This window comes from Mesorhizobium sp. B3-1-9, from assembly GCF_006439595.1.
In the GTDB taxonomy this organism is placed as follows: Bacteria; Pseudomonadota; Alphaproteobacteria; order Rhizobiales; family Rhizobiaceae; genus Mesorhizobium.
Genome location: NZ_VFTJ01000010.1, coordinates 17,845 through 38,906, shown reverse-complemented (window position 1 = coordinate 38,906; position 21,062 = coordinate 17,845). Strand labels below are relative to the sequence as shown.

Sequence of the window (21,062 nt, the reverse complement as noted above, 5' to 3'; positions counted from 1 at the left end):
GCTGGATCAATGCACGGCGTCACTGTTGGCGCAAGCGGTGCCGACTTGCCCGATTCAGAGGCTGCTCAGCAGGCGCCCGCCGTCCACGGCAATATCGCCTCATAGGCGGCGCCGGCCTTGAGCACAGCGAGGTCGCCGCGTGGGCGGCCGATCAACTGCATGCCCATGGGTCGGCCTTTCTCGTCGAACCCCGCCGGGACGCTAAGCGCCGGGCAGCCGCCCAGGGTGGCGAAGGCGGAGACCTGCATCCAGCGGTGATAGCTGTCCATGGGTCGTCCCGCGACCTCGCGCGGCCAGTGGGTCGTGACGTCGAACGGGAAGACCTGCGCGGTCGGCAGCGCGATCAGGTCGAAACGCTCGAACAGCGAAAGCAGCGTTCGGTGCCACGAGGTGCGCCGGACGCTGGCGGCATGGACCTGCGGCGCGGTCAGGCCCATCGCCTGCTCCACTTCCCAGACAGCCTCGGGCTTCAGAAGTTTGCGTTTTGCCGGGTCGTCGTAGTGCGCCTTCAGCCCGCAGCCGCTGCTCGCCTGGCGCAAGATGACAAAGGCCTGCCAGAGCCCCTCGAAATCGACATCCGGAACCAGGGCCTCGCTGCGGAAGGATGCAGCGGCGAAGCGGGCAAGCGCGGCCTCGCAAAGGTCGAGCACGCCCGGTTCCGTCGGCAGATGGCCGCCGAGGTCGCCCAGCCAGGCGATGCGGCCGCCGGACGCTTTCGCGCCGAAGCCGTCGAGGAACGAACCCTCCTTGGCATATGACAGCGGCGCGTGCGGGTGATAGCCGGCCTGTTCGTCGAGCAAAAGCGCGATGTCGCGAATGTTGCGGCCCATCGGGCCTTCGACGCCCATCTGCGAATGGAAGACATCGAAGTCCGGGCCTGCAGGCACAAGGCCCTGCGAGGGACGGAAGCCGTAGACATTGTTGTAGGCTGCCGGATTGCGCAGCGAGCCGCCGAAGTCGCTGCCATCGGCGACCGGGACCATGTCGAGCGCCAGCGCCACGGCCGCGCCGCCGCTCGAGCCGCCGGCGGTCAGCGCCGGGTCGAAGGCGTTGAGCGTCGGCCCGAAGACCGGATTGTAGGTGTTGGAGCCCAGCCCGAATTCCGGGACATTGGTCTTGCCGATGATGATGGCGCCGGCCTTGCGGACGCGCTCGACGAAGAAATCGTCCACGTCGGGGATGAAATCGGCGAAGATCGGCGAGCCGAAGGTGGTTCTGAGCTCCTTGGTCAGGGCGAGGTCCTTGATGGCGATCGGCAGGCCGAAGAGCGCTCCGGCCTCGCCGCCGCGGGCCAGATGAGCATCGGCCCTGTCGGCCTCGGCCAGGATATCGGCGCGCTCGCGCAGCGAAACGACGGCGTTGACCAGCGGGTTCACCGCCTCGATGCGGTCGAGGAAAGCGCCGGCCACCTCGCGCGCCGACAAATGGCGCTGCCTGATCTTCCCTGCAAGCTCGACAGCGGGGAGGCGGCAGATATCGCCGGCCGGCGGCACTGCGTGCTTGGTGACGGGACGCATGGCCATTACCGCGCCGCCGCCAAGGCGGCGTCGACATCCTTTGCCGGTGGAATTGCCGGCTGCGCGCCGGGTTTCAGGCAGGCGAGCGAGCCAGCCGCGGCGGCGCGGGTGAGCGCCTCCTGAAGCGGCAGGCCGGACGACAGGCCGGCGCCGAAATAACCGCAGAAGGTGTCGCCCGCGCCGACCGTGTCGACCGGCGTGATCTTCAGCGCCGGAACGGTGAGGAAATCGTCCGGCGTGGCGGCCAGCACTCCGTCGCCACCGAGCGTGACGACGATGGCGCGGCCTGTCTTCTTGGCATAGTCGCGCATGCGGGCAGGGCGATCGCGCCCCGAAAGCGCCAGCGCCTCGCCATAGAGATCGAACTCGGTTTCGTTGGCGACGGCATAATCGGCCTTGCCGACGAAGCCGGCGGCCTCGGCACGGAAAGGGGCGGTGTTGAGCACGCTGACAGCGCCCGCCGCGCGCGCCGCGTCGAGTGTGGCGTCGACCGCCTGCAGCGGGATCTCATGCTGCAAGAGCACGACGTCGCCCTTTTTGAGGAAGGCCTTGGCGATATCGCCCGGCACCACCGAATCATTGGCGCCCGGCACGACGGCGATGACGTTCTCTCCATCAGCGCCGACCAGGATCAACGCCGTGCCGGTGGAGGCGAAGCTCTGGCCGACACCGGACAGATCGACATTGCCGGCCTTGAGAAGGGCGAGCGCCTCGGCGGCAAAGCTATCCTTGCCGACCGCGCCTACCATGCGCACTTGCGCGCCGGCGCGCGCCGCGGCCAGGGCCTGGTTGGCGCCCTTGCCGCCGGGCGCGGTGGCGAAGCCGGAACCGCGCACCGTCTCGCCGGGCGCCGGCAAGCGGTCGACATTGGCGATGAGGTCGAGGTTGATAGAGCCGACAACGATAATCAAGAAAGTGCCTCCCGCTGGTTGCGCGGGAGGCTAACGCATGCCCCTGAAAATCGGAACCGATTTTAGAAAGGATCATGCGCAAAATCAAAGTGCTAGGAAGATCTCCACAGGGCCTTGGCCGTCGACTTCACGACGCTACTTGCCCCGCTTCCCAGCCGAGGATGGCGCGTTTGCGCGTCAGCCCCCAGTGATAGCCGGTGAGCGCGCCGGACTTGCCCAACGCCCGGTGGCAGGGCACCACGAAGGACATCGGGTTGGCGCCCACGGCCGCGCCCACGGCCCGGCTGGCGCTGGGTGCGCCGATGCTTGCCGCGATCGAGGAATAGGTGCAGGCCCTGCCCATCGGGATGCGCAGCAACGCTTCCCAGACGCGAAGCTGGAAATCGGTGCCGATCATCACCACGCGCAGCGGCTGGTCGGCGCGCCATTGCGTCGGGTCGAAGACCCGCGCGGCGTAAGCCTGGGTGGCCGACATGTCCTCGACGTAAGTCGCGTTCGGCCAGCGGCCGGACATGTCGGCGAAGGCCGCCCGCTCGCCGCCGGCGTCACAGAAGGCGAGGCCCGCGAGACCTCGGTCGGTGACCATGATCAGCGCAATGCCGAAAGGCGAGATGTGGTAGCCGTAGCGGATGGTGAGGCCCGCGCCCCGGGTCTTGTAGTCGCCGGGCGACATCGCCTCATGGGTGACGAAGAGGTCGTGCAGCCGGCCGGGACCGGACATGCCGAGCTCGAACGAGGTCTCCAGCAGCGGCATGCCGGAATCGAGCAGCCTGCGCGCATGGTCGAGCGTCACCGCCTGCAGGAAGGCCTTGGGCGATAGGCCGGCCCAGCGGGTGAAGAGTTTCTGCAGGCCGGTGGGCGTCTCGCCGACCTCTTCGGCCAGGACCTCGAGCGAGGGCTGGTCGCGATAGTCGAGGCTGATCTTCTCGATGGCGCGGCGCACGACCTCGTAGTCGCTGCCTTCCGGCGTGATGTCGTTCTGGAGGATCGCGGTCGGTTTCATGCGGGTATTCATGGTCATCTGAGCGTTCATGGCAATATCTCCTTGTCCCGAATATCGGCCTTCCAGAACTTTGCCTCCACCCGAAACTTGCCTTCCTGCCATCCACACCCAGATAGAGTGAGCTTCGGGCCGAAAAGGACGATCATGGCCGGCGAAAAGGTCGATATGACCGGGGCAAGGGAAACCTTGCTGATGACGCTCTACGGCAAGGCGCTGGAGAGCCGGCTGCCCAATTCATTGCTTCAGGATCGCTTCGCCGACGAGGCGGTGCGCAAGATCGACTATGATTTCGCAAGGCTCAAGGTCGACGGCAATCTCGGGCTGGGATTTGCAATCAGGGCGAAGACACTGGACGTCTGCGTCGCGGATTTCCTCGCAAGATATCCGGACGCGATCGTGCTGCATCTGGGATGCGGGCTCGATACGCGGATATTTCGCGTCGACCCGCCGCAAGGCGTCGACTGGTTCGACGTCGACTATCCGGACGTCGTCGAGCTCAGGCGCAGGCTCTATCCGTCCAGGGACCGTTACCATCTGATCGCTTCCTCGGTGACCGAACCGGGCTGGCTGGCCGCGGTGCCCCGCAATCGCCTGGCGATCGTGGCGGCCGAGGGGCTGACACCCTATCTTCCAGCCGAGGAGGGACCGCGGCTGCTTGCGCGGCTTGTCTCGCATCTTGCCGGCGGCGAGTTGATGTTCGACGCCTATAGCCGGTTCGGCCTGAAGCTGATGCGCCTCAATCCGGCCATCAAGGCGACCGGCGCCGAAGTTCATTGGGCCATAGAGGATCCGCGCGAATTGGAGCGGGCGGTGCCCAAACTTCGCTTCATCGGCGAGATCCCATCCTACAAGCCGGAGCAAGGGGCGCGCCTGGGCTGGTCGGCGCGTCTGTTCGTCGGTCTCTGGAAGCTCATCCCAGCGATGCGCAAGGTCGGCAGGCTGTTGCGCTACCGGTTCTGAAAGGCTTGTTTGCTCCGAGCATGATCTTGTCCGAAAACCGGCGTCCACTTTTCGCTGACGCGGATCTTCGGTTCGGGATCGTGCTCAGCGTGTCTTGGCGGTCGCCAGCGCGCGCGAGAAGGCGGTGGCAAAACTCTCGCGATCGTCGGGATTGAGGAAGCCGCCGATCGCCACGCTCTTGCCCTGCGCTTCGACGGCCATCTTGGTGATGCCGATCTCGCTGTGGCGGGCGATCGAAAACCGCGTCCAGAACGGATTGAAATGATGCGCTTCCGAACGACCGGACGGCGCTGTCTTGCGAATGTCGAGACTGGTGCGCGAGACCGAGATTTCCTCGCGGGCGCGCGCGGCCCGGTAATTGGCGCGGAAGGCGATGTAGACGGCGATCACGTCGAGGCCGAAGAAGCCGAACACCGGCCAGGCGCCGTGCGCCAGGAAGAAGGCGCCGGTGACCGCCCAGCCGAACAGAAGCGCTCCCATCAGGATCAGGAAGCCGGTGCGGCCGAGCGAGCGGTGCGGCGTCAGCAAGGCCTGGAAAAATGGCTCGTCGGCCTGGAACGAGGCGTTTGTGTCGCTCATGAGGGAATATTATAGGAAGGAAATGGCGCCTCCCAAGTCGAAAAAATCCGTAGCTGTCAAAAAGTCTCAACCCTCCACTGCCGGTGGCAGCCGGGCGCCTGGTCGGCGGCCGCGAAAGGCCGGCTCGCGGTCGCTCTATAGCCCCGCCGAGGTGCATGAGATCTTCCGGCGCTTTTCCGTGCAGCGGCCTGAGCCGAAAGGCGAGCTCGACTATGTCAACGCCTTCACGCTGCTGGTCGCGGTGGTGCTGTCCGCGCAAGCGACGGACGCCGGCGTCAACAAGGCGACGAAGGCGCTGTTCGCGGCGGCCGACACGCCGGCCAAGATGCTGGCGCTGGGCGAGGCCAAGGTCGGCGATTACATCCGCACCATCGGTCTGTGGCGCAACAAGGCGAAGAACGTGATCGCGCTGTCGAAGGCGCTGATCGACGACCATGCGGGCCAGGTGCCGCAGGATCGCGACGAGCTGGTGAAGCTGCCGGGCGTCGGACGCAAGACCGCCAATGTCGTGCTCAACGTCGCCTTCGGCGAGCACACCATGGCGGTCGACACGCATATCTTCCGCATCGGCAACCGGATCGGGCTGGCACCGGGCAAGACGCCGGAGCAGGTCGAAGAAGGGCTGCTCAAGGTCATCCCGGCTGAATTCATGCGCCATGCGCATCACTGGTTGATCCTGCACGGCCGCTATGTCTGCAAGGCGCGCAAGCCCGATTGCCCGGCCTGCGTCATCGCCGATATCTGCAAGTCCAAGGAAAAGACCACCGACGTGCCGGCCCCGCTGGTGCCGATCGCGCCGCTGGACGAGACGTTTCCGGCCGAGGCCTAAAGCGGTGTTCTAATAACCGTAGCCGCGCGCCATGGCCGCGGCAAAAACCGGAATGAGCAGGAAGATGAAGCCCTCGGCGCGGACATAGTTCTTCACCGAGGCCAATTCCGCCGCCGGCACCGCGAAAGACGGATTGCCGCTCGCCTGCTTGTTCCAGGAGAGGAAGCGCATGGTCGGCACGATCGACAGCAGGCCGACGATGGCGAAGGCCGCCATCTTTGCCCAGAACATCCAATTGTAGACGTAGAATTCCCAGCCTTTCAGACCGAAGAACACCCGGCAGACGCCGACGATGACGATGAGCGCGGCGACGATGCCGTAGTGGCGGTCGATGCCGGCAAGGCGCTTCAGCGTCGCCGCCGCCAGATCGCCGCGCACCAGCACGAACTCCGCGCCGATGATGCCGGCCAGCGAGAACACCAGAAGGTGATGCGCGATCGCCAGCAACAGGTCTGTGGTGTCCATGGTTCTTCCTTCGGTAGACTTGCGCTTTTGGGTCGGCTTCGCGCGCAAACTAGCATCGCCGGGCGAAAAGCCCATAGCGATGCAGCCGTGCCATGGCCGTTATGGCTGGAAGAGCCAACGCATTGGCCTGGCTCTTGATCGAGCGTGCTGTTTTGCTAAGCGCTGTCGCGTCGATGGAGGGCAATGCCATGAGCATCAGGACGGAAGCCGGCGTGCCGCTTCTCGAAACAGCGCGCACCGTTTTGCGGCCGCACAGGCTGGACGATTTTGAAACCTATGCCGTCATGTGGGCGGAGCCCGCCGTCACCCGTTTCATCGGCGGCAAGCCGCGCACGCGCGAGGAGAGCTGGATGCGCTTCCTGCGCCATGCCGGCCTGTGGTCGCTGATCGGCTACGGTTTCTGGGCGATCGAGGACAAGGAGACGAAGCGCTTCATCGGCGAGGCCGGGTTCCACGATCTGAAGCGTGAGATCGAGCCGTCAATCGAAGGCGTGCCGGAGGCAGGCTGGGCGCTGGCCTCAGAGGCGCATGGCCAGGGGCTTGCAAGCGAAGTCGTCGGGCGGATCGTCGCCTGGAGCGACGAGGCGTTGGGGCAGGCGAGAACCGTCTGCATCATCGATCCGGAAAACGGCGCGTCGCTCAAGGTGGCCGAGAAGAACGGCTATCGCGAAATCCTGCGCACCACCTATCACGAAAAGCCGACGATCCTGTTGGAGAGGCCGGCCGGATCGAGCGGCGCCAAGGCCTAACCAGCTTTGCGGCGCAGGGTCTTGGCCAGCGTGTCCCAGGCATCCGTCACCGCACCCTGTGCCGTGTGCCCGCCGTGCAGGACCGTGACCGCATCGAATGGCTGGGGTCGCGCGATCGCATAGCCCTGTGCGTAATCGACGCCGATCGCTTTCAAGGCTTCGACGATGCCGTCGCTTTCGACGAATTCGGCGATGGTGCGTTTTCCGGTCACCTTGCCGATATGATGGATCATCTCGACCATCGCGCGATCGATGCGGTCGTCGAGCATGTCCTTGACGAAGCCGCCGTCGATCTTGAGGTAATCGACCGGCAAATGCTTCAGATAGGCGAAGGACGACATGCCGGAGCCGAAATCGTCGAGCGCGAAGCGGCAGCCCAGCCCGCGCAGGTCGGCGATGAAACGCATGGCCTCGGTCAGATTGGCGATGGCGCTGGTTTCGGTGATCTCCAGGCAGATCGTTTCGGGCGCAATGGCGTGCGCGGCGAACTGCTCGCGCATGAAGCCGAGAAACGTTTCGTCGCCGAACGTGGCGCCGGAGAGATTGATCGCGCAGGTGGATATCGGCGTCGCGCGCGGATCGGCGCGTCTGGCCGCCAATGTGGCGAAAGCGTTGCGCACCACCCAGCGATCGATCGCGGGCATCAATCCGTAGCGCTCCGCCGCCGGAATGAAGCTCTGCGGGGTGACGAAGCTGCCGTCGTCGTCGGTCAGCCTGAGCAGGATTTCGATATGCGCGCCTGGCTCGGCAATATCGTCCCGCAGCGGCGCGATCTCCTGCGCATGCAGCCTGAAGCGGTTCTCGTCCAGTGCGGCATGCAGGCGCTGCACCCAGGCCATCTCGCCGAAGCGCTCGCGCAACGCCGTGTCGCCGTCGCTGTGGATCTGGACGCGGTTGCGGCCCTTTTCCTTGGCCATGTAGCAGGCGACATCGGCGGCGCGCAGCACCTCCTCCAGCGTCATGCCGACATTGGCGACTTCGACCATGCCGATGCTGACGCTGGTGTTGAAGGGACGACCTTCCCAGGAAAAGTGCAGATCCTGGACCGTCGCGCGCAACCGTTCGGCGGTGGCGGCGGCACAGTCGGTATCGCAATCGAAGAGCAGCACGCCGAACTCGTCGCCGCCCAGCCTCGCCAGGATGTCGCCGGGCGGCAGCTCATTGGCGAGCAGGACCGAGATCTGGCGCAGCAGCTGGTCGCCGGCGGCATGGCCGCAGGTATCGTTGACCAGTTTGAACTGATCGAGGTCGAGATACATCAGCGCGTGCCGGCGCGGCCTTTCCGGCGCTTCGGAGATCGCGCTCGCCAGACGGTTCTCGAAGTCGCGGCGGTTGACGAGACCGGTCAGCGCATCATGCGATGCCTGCCACGACAGCCGCTCGATATAGTCCTGCTCACGTGTCATGTCGTGCAGGGCAAGGACGCACCCCAGGATCGTGCCGGAGACGATCAGCGGAGCACCGTTCAGCGCCACCGGTACGACCGAACCGTCGGGACGCTCCAGAAGCTGCGGGCGCACATTGGAGCGGCGCGGCTCGCCCGCCAGCGGGCGCGGGACCAGATCGGTCTCCTCGACGCCGCTGTCCTTGTCGACGAGCCGGAACAATGAGGCGACCGGCTTGCCCTTGGCGGCGGCCAGCGAACAGGCAAGCAGCCTTTCCGCTCCGGTATTCATATAGTCCAGCCGCCCCTCGGCATCGGTGCTGATGACGGCTTGGCCGATCGAAGCCAATGTGATCTGGGCACGCTCGCGCTCGGCATTGAGAGCGTTCTGGAAGGCCTGGCGCTGCTTCATCAGCTTGCGCGTGCGCCAGACGGCAAGCAGGATAAGCAGTGCGGCGGTGGCGAGATTGGCGGCCGTCAGCGCCATCTTGATGAAGCGCGATCCCTTACCCAGACTGTCGGAAAAGGCTTTGGAGAGTGGCCCAATCCGGAGATCGAGCTGGTGGATTTGCGCCTTCCAGAGACTGATCTCGGCCGTCGAGGCCGGTCCGTTCTCGAGCCTGCGATGCATGTCGTCGCCAAGGCTTTCGATGGCGAGGATCATTTCGTCGGCCGTAGCCCAGTGGCGGATGGCGATGTCGAGATAGCTCACGGCGCGAAAATTCCGGAACAGCCAGATCATGCCGGCGACATCGTCGGGATGGTTGTTGCCGCCAAGAAAGCCGAGCCTGGCCGCATTCGCGTCGGGCTCGGCCTGTTCGAGCGCAAGCCGCGCGGCGCGATCGGCCAGCGGCACGGCGATGGCTTGACGATATTCGCTGAAATACTCTCCCCGGCCGGTGTCGGCATAAAGGCTGAGGAAATAGATGGCGTGCTTCTGTCCCTTCGACCATTGGCTTTCGCCGCCGACATAGGCGCGGACAGCTGACAGCGTGTGGAGGCTAAGCGTCGCAACCAGTGCCTGGATCAGGACGACCGCGACGAAAGGCCAGACCAGCCCGATGAGACGCGGGGCGGCATCGGTCGATGACAGCTTCATCCCATTCCCATGGAGCGTGCGCGGGCTCCCTCGGTGTCTGTCCGACTGGCTCATCCGCCGGTTGAGACGATGTTTTTCCCCACATGTCGTCCGGTTACTGGCGACATCAATCCAGATAGCGTGCCTGGCTTAACAGCCGATAAATTTGTTCAGTATTTGTTTTATGAGTTGTTGCTCAGCAACAAAAGGATGCGTACGCCGCTTGATGCCGATATTTTGTGCATAGTGTCGATCCAGAGTGCGGGGACCCGGAAGAAAAAGCCGGCAACATCAATCCGATAGCGCTGCGCGGCAGCCGCGTCTCAGCGCTTGGTCTTGGATTTGTTGAGGGCCACGGCCTCGCGGACGAGCGCCTTCAGGGCATCGGCGTCGACCGCGTCGCCTTCCTTGAAATCGATGGCGCGCCTGGTGTTGCCTTCGAGGCTGGAGTTGAAGAGCTTCTTGGGATCGGACAGCGCCGCGCCTTTGGCGAAGGTCAGCTTGACGACGGCCTTGTAGGTCTCGCCGGTGCAGATGATGCCGGCATCCTCCCAGACCGGCACGCCGCGCCATTTCCATGTCTCTACGGCTTCCGGCGCGGCTTGCCTGATCAGGGTGCGGAGCCGGGCAAGCGTCTCGCCGCGCCAGTCGCCGAGTTCCTTGATCCTTCCGTCGATCAGCTCGGATGCGGACTTGTCGTCCTGCGCGCTGCCTTCTTGCATATCCGGTTCTCCTTCGGGCTGGATAAGAGATCGCCACCATGGCCTTTTCAGGGAGGCGACGCTTGATCTTTCGTGCGCTTACATCCGTTCGCCGGGCAACTGGCTGGCCTGCTTCACCCAGGAAATGAATTGCTCCTCGTCGAGCCGGTCGCTCTCATGGATGTGGAAATAGCGCGTGTCCCTGCTCTTGGATTCGACAGGCGGCACGGGTTCCAGCGACAGGCCGCGGAAGAAGGCCACCTTGATGTATCTGGCGAAGCAGTGGACGCCGAGGAACCAGCCTTCGCCTTCCATTCCGTAGAAGGGAGAGTTCCATTTGACGGCCTTCTGCACGTTGGGAACGGCCTCAACGATGAGCTGGTCGAGCCGGTGCCCGACCTCGCTCTTCCAGCCCGGCATCGCCGCGATATAGGCCTGCACGGAAGCATCGCCAAAGCCCTTGGCGATCTGCGGGTTGCCGCCTGAAAGCAGGACAGGTTCCGCGTCCACGGATCGCGCAACCTTTGCTTTTGCCTTCGCCATCAGGCCGATCCCGTTCGCTCGCTCGTCTGCTCGCTGCGCCATCTGACGGCATAGGGCAGCACGAACATGTAGAGCCCGCTGAACAGCAGCAGGAAAAGCGGGATCAACGGCGAATAGACGATCCAGGCGGGCGGTGGGCCCATGGCCATGGCGGCGAAATTGGCAATGACGGTGACGGTGAAGATGATCGACAGCCAGCGGTGAAGCTGCCTGATCCATTTGCTCCAGTTCAATCTAACCTCCCTTGCAAATGACGATACGGATCGAGCTGCCTACCAGCGCGCCAGCTGCGAAAGCTGAATGAGGTTGCCGCAGGTGTCGTTGAGCTGGGCGATGGTCGCGCCGGTCACCGCGGTCGGCGCCATGGCAAAGCTGCCGCCATTGGCCTTGATGCGCTCATGGTCGCTCTTGATGTCGTCGGTGAACAGCATCAGCGCCGGCTGGCCCTGCCTGAAGATGGCCTGCTGATAAGTCTTTGCCGCCGGATTGTCGTTGAGGGCCAGCTGCAGTTCAGTGCCGTCCGGATCGTCAGGCGAGGTGACTGTCAGCCAGCGAAAAGGCCCGTTGGTGAAGTCGGCCTTCTTGGTGAAGCCCAGGACGTCGGTGTAGAAACGAAGAGCCTTTTCCTGGTCGTCGACATAGATGCTGGTCAGCTTGATCTTCATTGTCGTGTCTCCATTGCTTGCGCCCGCGGTTTGCCGCCCCGCCAGGACCGTGTCTGTCTTTTGAAGCTTCGGCGGACTTCAATCGATCCGCGAAAGCAGCTGCTCCAGGGCGGTGAAGTTGCGCTTCCAGCCCACCGTGGCGCCGCGGTAGTACGGCTCCTGATCGGTGCGGAAGCCGACCTGCTCCATGCGCAGATGCGTGCCCGTGCCAGTCGGGGTGAGCGTCCAGGTGACGACGCTCTCGAGGTCCTTGGTGTCCCAGCTGTAGGACAGGGTCCTGTTGGGCTCGACCGTCCGCACCTGGCAGTCGACGCCTCCCCATTCCGCGCTCAGACTGAAGCGATGGTCCACGACCGGCTTGAAGCTGTTCTTCATCAGCCACTCCTCGATGAGATGCGGTTGGGTGAGCGCGCGCCAGATCTTTTCCGGCGGAAAAGGTATCTCGCGCTCGACGATGACGGAGCGCGTTGCGGCCGGCACTTCATTCATTGATCCATCCTTTTGAGCAGTTCCTCCAGATCGTCGAACCGGCTTTCCCAAAACCCCGCCATGTCGCGCGTCCAGTCCATCAACGGCGCCAGCGCCTTGAGCTGGGCGCTGTAATGGGTCTGGCGGCCCTCATGGCGGTCGCGCACCAGGCCCGCCTCCTTGAGGACGCCGAGATGCTTCGACACCGCCGGCTGCGATACGCCGGCCTGCGCGGTCAGGGCACCGACCGTCTGCTCGCCCTGGCGGCAGAGACGTTCGAAGATGGCGCGCCGTGTCGGATCGGCAAGCGTCCTGAACAGTATATCGTGCGAGGCCGACATCTCAATCAATAACCCGTTGGCTATTGATTACGTATAACCACTGGGATATGTATGAGTCAAGCAGCGAATCGCCAGCCGCAGCAAAGCGACCGCAACAAAGGGGCCGCTGCCCAGGGAATGGCTTTGGGCCTATACCGACACGCCGGCACGACCTTTCCCGAACGACACCGAATAGGATGGTTGCTTTATGCCGGATCGACCACCGGAACGGTCAGATCCCTAAGCAGCGTCGAAAGCTCCGGTTCGTCGATGAGCAGGGCGGCGTCGGCTGCTGGAAGCCATGCACGCTGCCGGTTCGCGGCTTCCTGCCAGTCGGCAAGCTCCTCGGTGACCTCGAGCAAATAGACCGCGACGTCCACGCGAATGAAGCCATTGGTCATGCGTTTCCAATAGGAATAGGTGCCGGCAGGCTGCTTCAGCGTCCTGCCGAGAACGCCTGCTTCTTCCTGGGCTTCGATCGTTGCCGCCTTGCGCCCGCTCTTGCCCTTCATCGGCCAACCCTTTGGCACAATGAAGCGCCGTGTGGTGCGTGAGGTGACCAGCAACACTTCCAGGTTGCCGTCTTCCCGCAAGCGATACGGAATGGCCGCCACCTGGCGGATCCGTTGGCCTTTCTTGGCTCTGCGAACTGCTTTCTTCTTGGTTGTTGCCATCCCAAATTCCGGTGAGAGCAGCATCCCTGCCATACGCTCTCGCGCGGCAAAAACCTGTCCTCCTGCAAACCCTAGAGCGTTTCACCGTTTCACGGAAACGACGAACCGCTCTATCTCTTTAGTTTTGACGCAATTCCGACGGAAAACCGTGTCACACTTTTCCTGGAACTGCTCTAGAACCACCGCCCTGCAATCCGGCAATTTGCCAGCAAGTAAGTCGGCTAATAAACTGAAAAAAACAAAATGTCAGCGGCAAACCCGTGAAATCGTGTTGCCGACCGCTTCCATCCGACAGGTCTTGTCATATACCGGCACATCGGGCTTGGGCTTGGGCGCGCTCTGCCGGTCAAGCTCGCGATACAATTGCTGTTGCTGCTGGTATTGCTGCCGCTGCAAGCGGTTCTGCAACTGCTGCAGCTGGTTCTGCTGCACCAATGCGTCGCGATTCGTCGGGATGACGATCTGCGCATGAGACGCCGCAACCTGAGAAATCGCGGCCGCCAGCACGGCGCCTGCCAGAACAGCCTGAATGTGACGAAGCATCCGCACGGCTCCCATAGGAAAAACCATGCACTTCATATAGTGCGGGCGGCCAATAACGCCATGGGCACTGCGAAACGTGATGCGGCCCACGGAAGCCGGGCGATTGGCTATGCCGTGACGCCGGCGCTGGAGGTCGGGGCCGACATCCCGGTCAGCGACATCGCCAGCTTCCGCATCTACGGAAAGGCCGGCGTCGAATTCTCCACCAAGCAGTGGGCGATCGAGGGGCGTTTCGCCGCCGCCGAGAATCTGCCCGGCAACCCGGCATTGCACTTGACGGAAGCCATCGATTCGCCGCTCTATCGGGTCGGCGCCGGGCTGGAGCTCAATGGCGTCAACGGCGTTGGTCTGGCGGTCAGGTACAACGGCGCCTTCGGGGAAACGGTCAAGCAGAATGCGGTCAGCGCGTCTCTCAAGGTCAGCTTCTAGCTGACGCGGGGCGGCGGCCAAGAAGGGAAGTCATGAGGACGAAGTACGCGTATCTCGCGGCGGTGCTGGCAGCCGCCTGCATTGCCGGTGTGCCGGCGGCGGGATTTGCCGCGCAGAACAAGGGCGACAAGGTGGCGCCAGCGGCCCAGCCCGCCGACGCAGCGGCCAAGCCGCAACTGCCGGGCGGCGCCTCGGCGCTGTCGGAAACGCATGGCGACTGGACGGTCAATTGCCAGGTCACCGGCACCAGCAAGGTCTGCAGCCTGTCGCATCAGCAGTTCAACAAGCAGAGCGGCCAGCGGCTGCTGGCGATCGAATTGACGACCAAGACAGGCCAGGACGCCGCCGGAACGCTGGCGCTGCCCTTCGGGCTTGCCCTGGCCAACGGCATTTCGCTCGAGATCGACGACAAGAAGCTGGACGGGACGCTGCAATTCAACACCTGCCAGGCGGTCGGCTGCCTGGTGCCGGTGACGTTCGATGCCGATACCACGCCGCTCTTGCAGAACGGGACCACGCTGAAGATCAACGCCACGGCGGCCGACACGACGCAGCCGATCTCCTTCACCATCTCGCTCAACGGCTTCGGCAGCGCGCTGGCGCGGACGGCGGACCTGTCGGCGGACTAGTTTGTCAGAGACCGGCCGGCTGAACGCTTCGTCATCCACGGGCGAAGCAAGGAGCGAAGCGACGCGGCGCAGACCCGAGGATCCATTCCGTGACATAGGAGCGCCGCCCACGGTGCAGAATTCTGCACCGCTGCGCTCTACAATCCAGGTTACGGAATGGATCCCAGGGTTTCCGCGACGCCGCTTCGCGGCTGCTCCGCCCAGGGATGACGAGGTTGGAAGGCTTCGGCCAACCACCACGGCTTGCCTCGCTACTCCACCTCGCGCAGACGGTAGCCGACGCCGGTCTCGGTGATGATGTAGCGCGGCTGGTCCGGCGTCTTCTCGATCTTCTGCCGCAGCTGGCGCACATAGACTCTCAGATACTGGACGTCGGTGGAGTCGTTCCAGATCTGCTTCATCAGGAACTGGTGCGTCAGCACCTTGCCGGCATACTGCACGAGCATGCGCAGGATGTCGTATTCCTTGGGCGACAGTTTCACTTCCTTGTCCTCGACCTTGACGATGCGCTTCACCAGGTCGACGGAAAGGTCGCCGGTGTGGAACACCGGCTTCTCGCCCTGCTGCTGGAATTTGTGGCGCAGCGCCACGCGAATGCGCGCGACCAGCTCGTTCATGCCGAAAGGCTTGGTCACATAGTCATCGGCGCCGAGCTCGAGCGCGGCGACGATACCGGCCTCGTCGGTGCGGCTGGACAGGATGACGACCGGAACGTCGAGGCCGTCGCCGCGCCATTTGCCGAGCAGCTCGAGGCCAGTCATGCCGGGCAGGCCGAGATCGAGCAGGATAAGGTCGGGCCGTTCGGCCTGCATGAGTTCGATCGCCGCCTTGGCGTTAGGCGCCTCGGAGACCGCGTAGCCCTGGCTGCCGAGGCCGACGCGCAGCAGTTTGCGGATCGGCGGTTCGTCGTCGACGACCAGGATGGAGACGGTCTGGTTCGTCATGCCGCGTCGTCCGTAAGGGGTGCGCCGAGCGCCGGCAACTCAGCCGGCACCGGCATGCGGATGATGAAGATCGCGCCCGGACGGTCGGTGCGGTTGGCCGCCGCGATCGTGCCGCCCATCGCCTCGATGAAGCCGCGGCTGATCGACAGGCCGAGACCCGTGCCGGCGCGCACCTGGTCGCGCTTGCGCACGCGGTAGAAGGAGTCGAATATCCGCTCCAGGTCGTCGGGCGGAATGCCCGGTCCCTCGTCCATCACCTGCAGGATGACGGCGCCGTTGTCGACCCAGGCCTGCAGCCGGATGGCCGAGCCGGGCGAGGCGTATTTGGCGGCATTGTCGAGGAGGTTGAACAATGCCTGCTCGAACAGAACGGGATCGAGCTGCAGCATCGGCAGGTCGGCCGGAATGTCGGTTTCTATTCTGTGCTCGGCGGTGATCTTCCGCGCCCGGTTCAGCGCCGATCCAACGACATCGCCGACATAGTGGAATGCGTGGTTTGGCTCCATCGCGCCCGACTCGATCCTGGTCATGTCGAGCAGATTGGCGATGAAGCGGTTCAGCCGCTCCGCTTCGCTGACGACCGTCGCCAGAAGTTCGTCGCGATCGTTTTCCGGCAGCGCCGGCGCGAATTCCTTCAGGGTGCCGGCCGCGCCCATGATCGCGGCAAGCGGCGTCTTCAAGTCATGCGAGATCGAGGTGAGCAGCGCCGAGCGCAAGCGGTCCGCTTCGGCGGCCAGCCTGGCGCGGTCGACATCGGCGACGAGTTGGACGCGCTCGATGGCGACCGCTGCCTGGTCGGCCAGGGCGTCGAGCAGCCGCTGCTGCTCGGGCGTCAGCAGGGGCCCCTGCTTGTCGTTGTCGAGGCCGACCACGCCGATCGCGGTGCGCCCCGTCCGCAGGGGGAGATAGAGGCGTTTCGCGCCAGGCAAGGTGTCGGCGCCGCGGCCGGCGGCACGGTTGTGCTCCCAGGCCCAGCGGGCGGCCGCGATATCGGCTTCGGCCAGCGTGTCGTCCGGCGGATAGCCGGCCTTGACGGTGATGGTGCCGTTTTCCGGCAGGAGCAGCACGACGCGGAGCTTCAGCATCGAGGCGATCTGGAAGGCGGTGGCCCACAGCACGTCGTCGAGCGTGCCGGCGCCGGCGAGCTTCTTGGAGAAGGAGTAGATGTCCTCGGTGGCGCGCGCCCGCGAGCGGGCGGCAACCGCCTGGCGCTGAACACGCGCGGTCAGGTTGCTGGCGATCACGGCTACGACGAGGAAGACCGTGAAGGCGACGATGCTTTCCGGATCCCTGATCGTCAGCGTGTAGCGCGGCTCGAGGAAGAAGAAATTGAAGGCAAGCGCGCTGAGAAAACACGCATAGAGCGCCGGCCAGAGCCCGAAGGTCACGGCCGCGGTCAGCACGGCCAGAAGAAGGACGCTGGCAAGATTGCGGACGTCGAGGAACTGGTCGAGGATCGAGCTGACGGCTAGCGCGCCGGCGACATAGGCCGTCGAGAACAGATAGGGCCAGATCTGGACAGGCTTCTGCTCGGGCGCGGCCTTGACCCGTGCCGGCGGTGTGTCGCCATCGCGCTCGGCGCCTGAAATGACATGGACGCTGATGTCGCCGGCATTGCGGATCAGGTCATAGGTAAGCGAGCCCTCGATCAGCTCGCGCCAGCGCGAGCGGGTCGGCCTGCCGACGACGATATGGGTGAAGTTGTTCGCCGTCGCGTGGCGCACGATGTCCTGGGCGACGTTCTGACCGGGAATGGTGGCGATCTCGGCGCCGAGCTGTTCGGCAAGGCGCAGATTCCTGGCCAGGCGGTCCTTGTCCTCCTCGGACAAGCCGGCGAGCCGCGGCGTGTCCACGTGCAGCGCCGTCCAGGGCGCGCGCAGCCGGTCGGCGAGCCGGCGCGCATAGCGGATGCGGGCCGCCCCGCCAGGTTGCGAGTCGACGCAGACGAGAACCCGCTCGCCGGCCGCCCACGGGCCCGGAATGGCATGCGACTGCATGTGGTTGAGCAGCTGCTCGTCGACGCGCTGGGCGGTGCGGCGCAGGGCCAGCTCGCGCAGCGCCGTCAGATTGCCCGGCGAAAAGTAATTCTCGATCGCGCGCTGCGCGGTGTTGGGGAAATAGACCTTGCCGTCCTGCAGACGTTTGATCAGGTCGTCGGGTGTGAGGTCGATGATCTCGATGTCATCGGCCTCGTCGATGAGGGAATCGGGAACCGTCTCGCGCACCCGGACGCGGGTGATCTGGGCGACGACGTCGTTCAGGCTTTCGACATGCTGGATGTTGAGCGTGGTATAGACGTCGATGCCTTGCGCCAGGATCTCCTGCACATCGAGATAGCGTTTGGGGTGCCGGCTGCCGGGCGCGTTGGTGTGAGCAAGCTCGTCGACCAGGACCAACGCAGGGCGCCGCTTCAGGATGGCGTCGATGTCCATCTCGTCGAGCGTCTGGCCGCGATACTCGACCAGGCGGCGCGGGATCGCCTCATAGCCGTCGACCAGGGCCTGGGTTTCCTTGCGGCCATGGGTCTCGACGATGCCGATCACGACGTCGATGCCGTCGGCGCGGCGGGCGCGGCCCGCCATCAGCATCTCATAGGTCTTGCCGACGCCGGGCGCGGCGCCGAGAAATATGCGCAGACGGCCACGGCCCTCGCGCTCGGCATGCTCGAGGAGCGCGTCGGGGGAGGGTCGGTTCTTAGGGTCGGTCCTGTCGTCCGGCATCAGGTCCAATCATGAATTGCGCCGGGGATCGTGTCGATCCCCGGCGCGGGTGGATTACTTCAGCTCGTCCAGCGCCAGGTTCAGCGCCAGCACGTTCACCACCGGCTCCCCGAGGACGCCAAGCTCGCGGTCCTCGACATGGCTGTCGACCAGCGCCTTCACCTTGGCCTCGTCCACGGCGCGGGCCTTGGCGACGCGCGGCACCTGGAAATAGGCGGCCTCCGGGCTGATGTCGGGATCCAGGCCGCTGCCCGAGGTGGTGACGAGGTTCATGGGCACCGGCTGATTCGGGTTCTCGGCCTTCAGCTTCCCAGCGTCACCCTTGATGCGGTCGATGAGCTTGGGGTTGGTAGGGCCGAGATTCGATCCGCCCGAGGACGCGGCGTTGTAACCGTCACCGGCCGCCGACGGCCGGCCGTGGAAATAGCGGTCGCTGGCGAAAGCCTGGCCGATCAGGCTGGAGCCGATGACCTTGCCATCCTTTTCGATAAGGCTGCCATTGGCCTGGTTCGGAAACAGCGCCTGGGCGATGCCGGTCATGCCGATCGGATAGACGAGGCCGGTCAGCACGGTGAAGAAGACGATCATGACAAAGGCGGGTCTAAGTTGCTTGAACATCGGGGCAAATCCTTATGCGAGGCCTAGGGCCGTGACGATCAGGTCGATCGCCTTGATGCCGACGAACGGCACGACGATGCCGCCGAGGCCATAGATCAGCAGATTGCGGGTGAGCAGCGAGCCCGCCCCGATGGCGCGATATTTCACGCCTTTCAGCGACAGCGGGATCAGCGCGATGATGATCAGCGCGTTGAAGATGATGGCCGACAGAATGGCGCTCTGCGGCGTCGCCAGATGCATGACGTTGAGCGCCTGCAGCGGACCGGTGGACTGGCCGGGCGCGACGTAGAAGACCGCGAACATCGCCGGGATGATGGCGAAGTACTTGGCCACGTCGTTGGCGATGGAGAAGGTCGTCAGCGAGCCGCGCGTCATCAACAGCGCCTTGCCGATCTCGACGATCTCGATCAGCTTGGTCGGGTCGGAGTCCAAGTCTACCATGTTGCCGGCCTCGCGCGCGGCGACGGTGCCGGTGTTCATGGCGACGCCGACATCGGCCTGGGCCAGCGCCGGCGCGTCGTTGGTGCCGTCGCCGCACATGGCGACCAGCTTGCCCTTGGCCTGCTCCTCGCGGATCAGCGACAGCTTGTTCTCGGGCGTTGCCTGGGCGAGGAAGTCGTCGACGCCGGCTTCGGCGGCGATGGCAGCCGCGGTGAGCGGGTTGTCGCCGGTGATCATCACCGTGCGGATGCCCATCTTGCGCAGCTCCGCGAAACGCTCGCGGATGCCGCCCTTGACGATGTCCTTGAGGTGGACGACGCCGAGCAGGCGGCCGTCGCGCTCGACCGCCAGCGGCGTGCCGCCGGCCTTGGCGATCTCGTCGGCGATCACCTGCAGGTCGCGGATCTTTTCGGTCGTCGGACGCGTGCCATGGGCGGCGACGGTCGCCTGATTGACGTGGTTGAGCACCGCATCGACCGCGCCCTTGCGCACCGACGAACCGTCGACGTCGACACCGCTCATGCGAGTCTGCGCGGTGAAGGGCACGAAGGCCGCGTGCAAGGTTGCCATGTCGCGGGCGCGGATGGCGTATTTCTCCTTGGCGAGCACGACGATCGAGCGGCCTTCCGGCGTCTCGTCGGCTAGCGATGCAAGCTGTGCTGAATCGGCCAGCTCCTGCTCGGTGACGCCTTTGACCGGACGGAACTCGGTTGCCTGGCGGTTGCCGAGCGTGATGGTGCCGGTCTTGTCGAGGAGAAGCGTGTCGACGTCGCCGGCGGCCTCGACGGCGCGGCCGGACATGGCGAGCACGTTGAAGCGCACCAGGCGGTCCATGCCGGCGATGCCGATGGCCGACAGCAGCGCGCCGATCGTGGTCGGGATCAGCGTCACGAAGAGCGCAACGAGGATCGTCACCGAGATATAGCCGCCCGAATAGGAGGCGAAGCTCGGGATGGTCGCGGTGGCCAGCACGAAGATCAGCGTCATGCCGACAAGCAGGATGTTGAGCGCGATCTCGTTCGGCGTCTTCTGGCGCTCGGCGCCCTCGACCAGCGAGATCATGCGGTCGAGGAAGGTCTGGCCGGAAGCGGCTGAGATGCGCACGCGGATCCAGTCGGACAGAACCTGGGTGCCGCCGGTGACGGCCGAACGGTCGCCGCCGGATTCGCGGATGACGGGCGCGGATTCGCCGGTGATCGCCGCTTCGTTGACCGAGGCCACGCCTTCGATCACCTCGCCGTCGGATGGGATGATGTCGCCGGCCTCGACCAGCACGACATCGCCGACCTTCAGGCTGGTGCCCGGCACCAACTTGAATTTGTTGCGGTCGCCGTTGGTGAGCAGCTTGGCCTGGGTTTCGGTGCGCGCCTTGCGCAGCGAGTCGGCCTGCGCCTTGCCGCGGCCCTCGGCCACCGCCTCGGCGAAATTGGCGAACAGCACGGTGAACCACAGCCAGATGATGATCTGCAGCGTGAAACCGAGATCGCCGCCGCCGGCGATCAGATCGCGGATGAAAAGCACGGTGGTCAGCAGCGAGACGACCGCAACGACGAACATCACCGGATTCTTGACCAGTGTGCGCGGATCAAGTTTGCGGAAGGCGCCGCCGATGGCGGGCACCAGGATGCGCGCATCCATGATAACAGCGGATTTGGACTGGCTCATTTTTGGGCTCCAGTATCGGTTATGTTGGACGGCGCCGGGTGTTCGGTCTTCGGGAAAAGGCGCGGAAGGCCGATGGCCAGCAGCCACAGCACGAACAGCACGGCCGCCATGCCGAGAAAGGTCGAAAGGGTCGGGAAAGGACGAGGCTTTTCGTCCCTTCCGTTGTCGGGCGCTCCGTCACCGGTCTGGTGACGGTCGTTGCCACGTATGTCGTTGAAGCGGGGCAT

At 64.7% G+C, this 21,062-nt stretch carries 24 protein-coding genes; 5 read left to right on the top strand and 19 right to left on the bottom strand.

The window, feature by feature from the left end; genetic code table 11:
• Positions 1–65: 65 nt before the first annotated feature.
• The 3 genes from FJW07_RS18890 to FJW07_RS18880 form a co-directional block, all read right to left on the bottom strand.
• Entirely contained in the window at positions 66–1,523 is a 1,458-nt protein-coding gene (locus FJW07_RS18890; RefSeq protein ID WP_210239898.1) for an amidase, read from the bottom strand.
• The gene (locus FJW07_RS18885) at positions 1,523–2,428 is read right to left on the bottom strand and encodes a ribokinase (protein WP_140658069.1); all 906 of its coding nucleotides are present in this window, start codon (positions 2,426–2,428) and stop codon (positions 1,523–1,525) included. The genes FJW07_RS18890 and FJW07_RS18885 overlap by 1 nt, the downstream gene beginning before the upstream one ends.
• A 127-nt stretch (positions 2,429–2,555) precedes the next feature.
• Positions 2,556–3,461, bottom strand: a complete 906-nt coding sequence (locus FJW07_RS18880; RefSeq protein ID WP_181175567.1) for a methylated-DNA--[protein]-cysteine S-methyltransferase — start codon at positions 3,459–3,461, stop codon at positions 2,556–2,558.
• A gap of 114 nt (positions 3,462–3,575) precedes the next feature.
• On the opposite strand from FJW07_RS18880, the gene FJW07_RS18875 reads away from it, so the two are divergent.
• Entirely contained in the window at positions 3,576–4,391 is an 816-nt protein-coding gene (locus FJW07_RS18875; protein WP_140710222.1) for a class I SAM-dependent methyltransferase, read from the top strand.
• A gap of 84 nt (positions 4,392–4,475) precedes the next feature.
• On the opposite strand, the gene FJW07_RS18870 is transcribed toward FJW07_RS18875, so the two are convergent.
• A complete protein-coding gene (locus tag FJW07_RS18870; protein WP_140644552.1) occupies positions 4,476–4,970 on the bottom strand; it encodes a DUF2244 domain-containing protein in 495 nt (164 codons plus the stop codon).
• A 22-nt stretch (positions 4,971–4,992) separates the two neighbouring features.
• On the opposite strand from FJW07_RS18870, the gene nth reads away from it, so the two are divergent.
• Positions 4,993–5,799, top strand: a complete 807-nt coding sequence (gene nth / locus FJW07_RS18865) for an endonuclease III (protein ID WP_140710224.1) — start codon at positions 4,993–4,995, stop codon at positions 5,797–5,799.
• Between the two features lie 9 nt (positions 5,800–5,808).
• On the opposite strand, the gene FJW07_RS18860 is transcribed toward nth, so the two are convergent.
• A complete protein-coding gene (locus FJW07_RS18860; RefSeq protein ID WP_140858156.1) occupies positions 5,809–6,264 on the bottom strand; it encodes a DUF2214 family protein in 456 nt (151 codons plus the stop codon).
• Between the two features lie 188 nt (positions 6,265–6,452).
• Between FJW07_RS18860 and FJW07_RS18855 the strand changes: the two genes are divergently transcribed.
• Positions 6,453–7,013, top strand: coding sequence for a GNAT family N-acetyltransferase (locus tag FJW07_RS18855; RefSeq protein ID WP_140710228.1), 561 nt, complete (start codon positions 6,453–6,455; stop codon positions 7,011–7,013).
• Here FJW07_RS18855 and FJW07_RS18850 read toward each other — a convergent pair.
• From FJW07_RS18850 to FJW07_RS18805, 9 genes are all read right to left on the bottom strand, one after another.
• The gene (locus FJW07_RS18850; protein WP_140858154.1) at positions 7,010–9,496 is read right to left on the bottom strand and encodes an EAL domain-containing protein; all 2,487 of its coding nucleotides are present in this window, start codon (positions 9,494–9,496) and stop codon (positions 7,010–7,012) included. The genes FJW07_RS18855 and FJW07_RS18850 overlap by 4 nt on opposite strands.
• A 302-nt stretch (positions 9,497–9,798) precedes the next feature.
• Positions 9,799–10,197 (bottom strand): DUF1801 domain-containing protein, encoded by a 399-nt coding sequence (locus tag FJW07_RS18845; RefSeq protein ID WP_140858152.1) that lies wholly within the window; start codon positions 10,195–10,197, stop codon positions 9,799–9,801.
• A 78-nt stretch (positions 10,198–10,275) separates the two neighbouring features.
• Positions 10,276–10,719 (bottom strand): DUF1801 domain-containing protein, encoded by a 444-nt coding sequence (locus tag FJW07_RS18840; RefSeq protein WP_181182677.1) that lies wholly within the window; start codon positions 10,717–10,719, stop codon positions 10,276–10,278.
• Positions 10,719–10,952, bottom strand: a complete 234-nt coding sequence (locus tag FJW07_RS18835) for a hypothetical protein (RefSeq protein WP_140786118.1) — start codon at positions 10,950–10,952, stop codon at positions 10,719–10,721. The genes FJW07_RS18840 and FJW07_RS18835 overlap by 1 nt, the downstream gene beginning before the upstream one ends.
• 39 nt (positions 10,953–10,991) lie before the next feature.
• Positions 10,992–11,384, bottom strand: a complete 393-nt coding sequence (locus FJW07_RS18830) for a VOC family protein (protein WP_140858148.1) — start codon at positions 11,382–11,384, stop codon at positions 10,992–10,994.
• Positions 11,385–11,462: 78 nt separating this feature from the next.
• Positions 11,463–11,873, bottom strand: a complete 411-nt coding sequence (locus FJW07_RS18825) for an SRPBCC domain-containing protein (RefSeq protein WP_140858146.1) — start codon at positions 11,871–11,873, stop codon at positions 11,463–11,465.
• Entirely contained in the window at positions 11,870–12,193 is a 324-nt protein-coding gene (locus tag FJW07_RS18820; protein ID WP_140647935.1) for a metalloregulator ArsR/SmtB family transcription factor, read from the bottom strand. The genes FJW07_RS18825 and FJW07_RS18820 overlap by 4 nt, the downstream gene beginning before the upstream one ends.
• Positions 12,194–12,378: 185 nt before the next feature.
• Entirely contained in the window at positions 12,379–12,846 is a 468-nt protein-coding gene (locus FJW07_RS18810) for an NUDIX hydrolase (RefSeq protein ID WP_140858321.1), read from the bottom strand.
• A 246-nt stretch (positions 12,847–13,092) separates the two neighbouring features.
• On the bottom strand, positions 13,093–13,389 hold the full coding sequence (locus FJW07_RS18805; protein ID WP_140710245.1) for a hypothetical protein: 297 nt from the start codon (positions 13,387–13,389) through the stop codon (positions 13,093–13,095).
• 60 nt (positions 13,390–13,449) lie between these two features.
• On the opposite strand from FJW07_RS18805, the gene FJW07_RS18800 reads away from it, so the two are divergent.
• Together FJW07_RS18800 and FJW07_RS18795 are read left to right on the top strand one after the other, a co-directional pair.
• Positions 13,450–13,818, top strand: coding sequence for a hypothetical protein (locus FJW07_RS18800; RefSeq protein WP_181182676.1), 369 nt, complete (start codon positions 13,450–13,452; stop codon positions 13,816–13,818).
• 32 nt (positions 13,819–13,850) lie between these two features.
• Positions 13,851–14,447: an invasion associated locus B family protein gene (locus FJW07_RS18795; protein WP_140858144.1), complete on the top strand. Its 597-nt coding sequence runs from the start codon at positions 13,851–13,853 to the stop codon at positions 14,445–14,447.
• Positions 14,448–14,698: 251 nt separating this feature from the next.
• On the opposite strand, the gene FJW07_RS18790 is transcribed toward FJW07_RS18795, so the two are convergent.
• Genes FJW07_RS18790 through FJW07_RS18770 form a run of 5 tightly spaced genes read right to left on the bottom strand, consistent with a single transcriptional unit; the run spans position 14,699 to position 21,062 of the window.
• Entirely contained in the window at positions 14,699–15,391 is a 693-nt protein-coding gene (locus tag FJW07_RS18790; protein ID WP_140647932.1) for a response regulator transcription factor, read from the bottom strand.
• Positions 15,388–18,111, bottom strand: coding sequence for a sensor histidine kinase KdpD (locus FJW07_RS18785; RefSeq protein WP_140858142.1), 2,724 nt, complete (start codon positions 18,109–18,111; stop codon positions 15,388–15,390). The genes FJW07_RS18790 and FJW07_RS18785 overlap by 4 nt, the downstream gene beginning before the upstream one ends.
• Before the next feature lie 54 nt (positions 18,112–18,165).
• Positions 18,166–18,729 carry a potassium-transporting ATPase subunit KdpC gene (gene kdpC, locus FJW07_RS18780; RefSeq protein ID WP_140858140.1) on the bottom strand — a complete coding sequence of 188 codons (564 nt, stop codon included), beginning with the start codon at positions 18,727–18,729 and terminating at the stop codon, positions 18,166–18,168.
• A 12-nt stretch (positions 18,730–18,741) separates the two neighbouring features.
• Positions 18,742–20,835, bottom strand: a complete 2,094-nt coding sequence (kdpB, locus tag FJW07_RS18775) for a potassium-transporting ATPase subunit KdpB (RefSeq protein WP_140858139.1) — start codon at positions 20,833–20,835, stop codon at positions 18,742–18,744.
• Entirely contained in the window at positions 20,832–21,062 is a 231-nt protein-coding gene (locus tag FJW07_RS18770; protein ID WP_140647944.1) for a hypothetical protein, read from the bottom strand. The genes kdpB and FJW07_RS18770 overlap by 4 nt, the downstream gene beginning before the upstream one ends.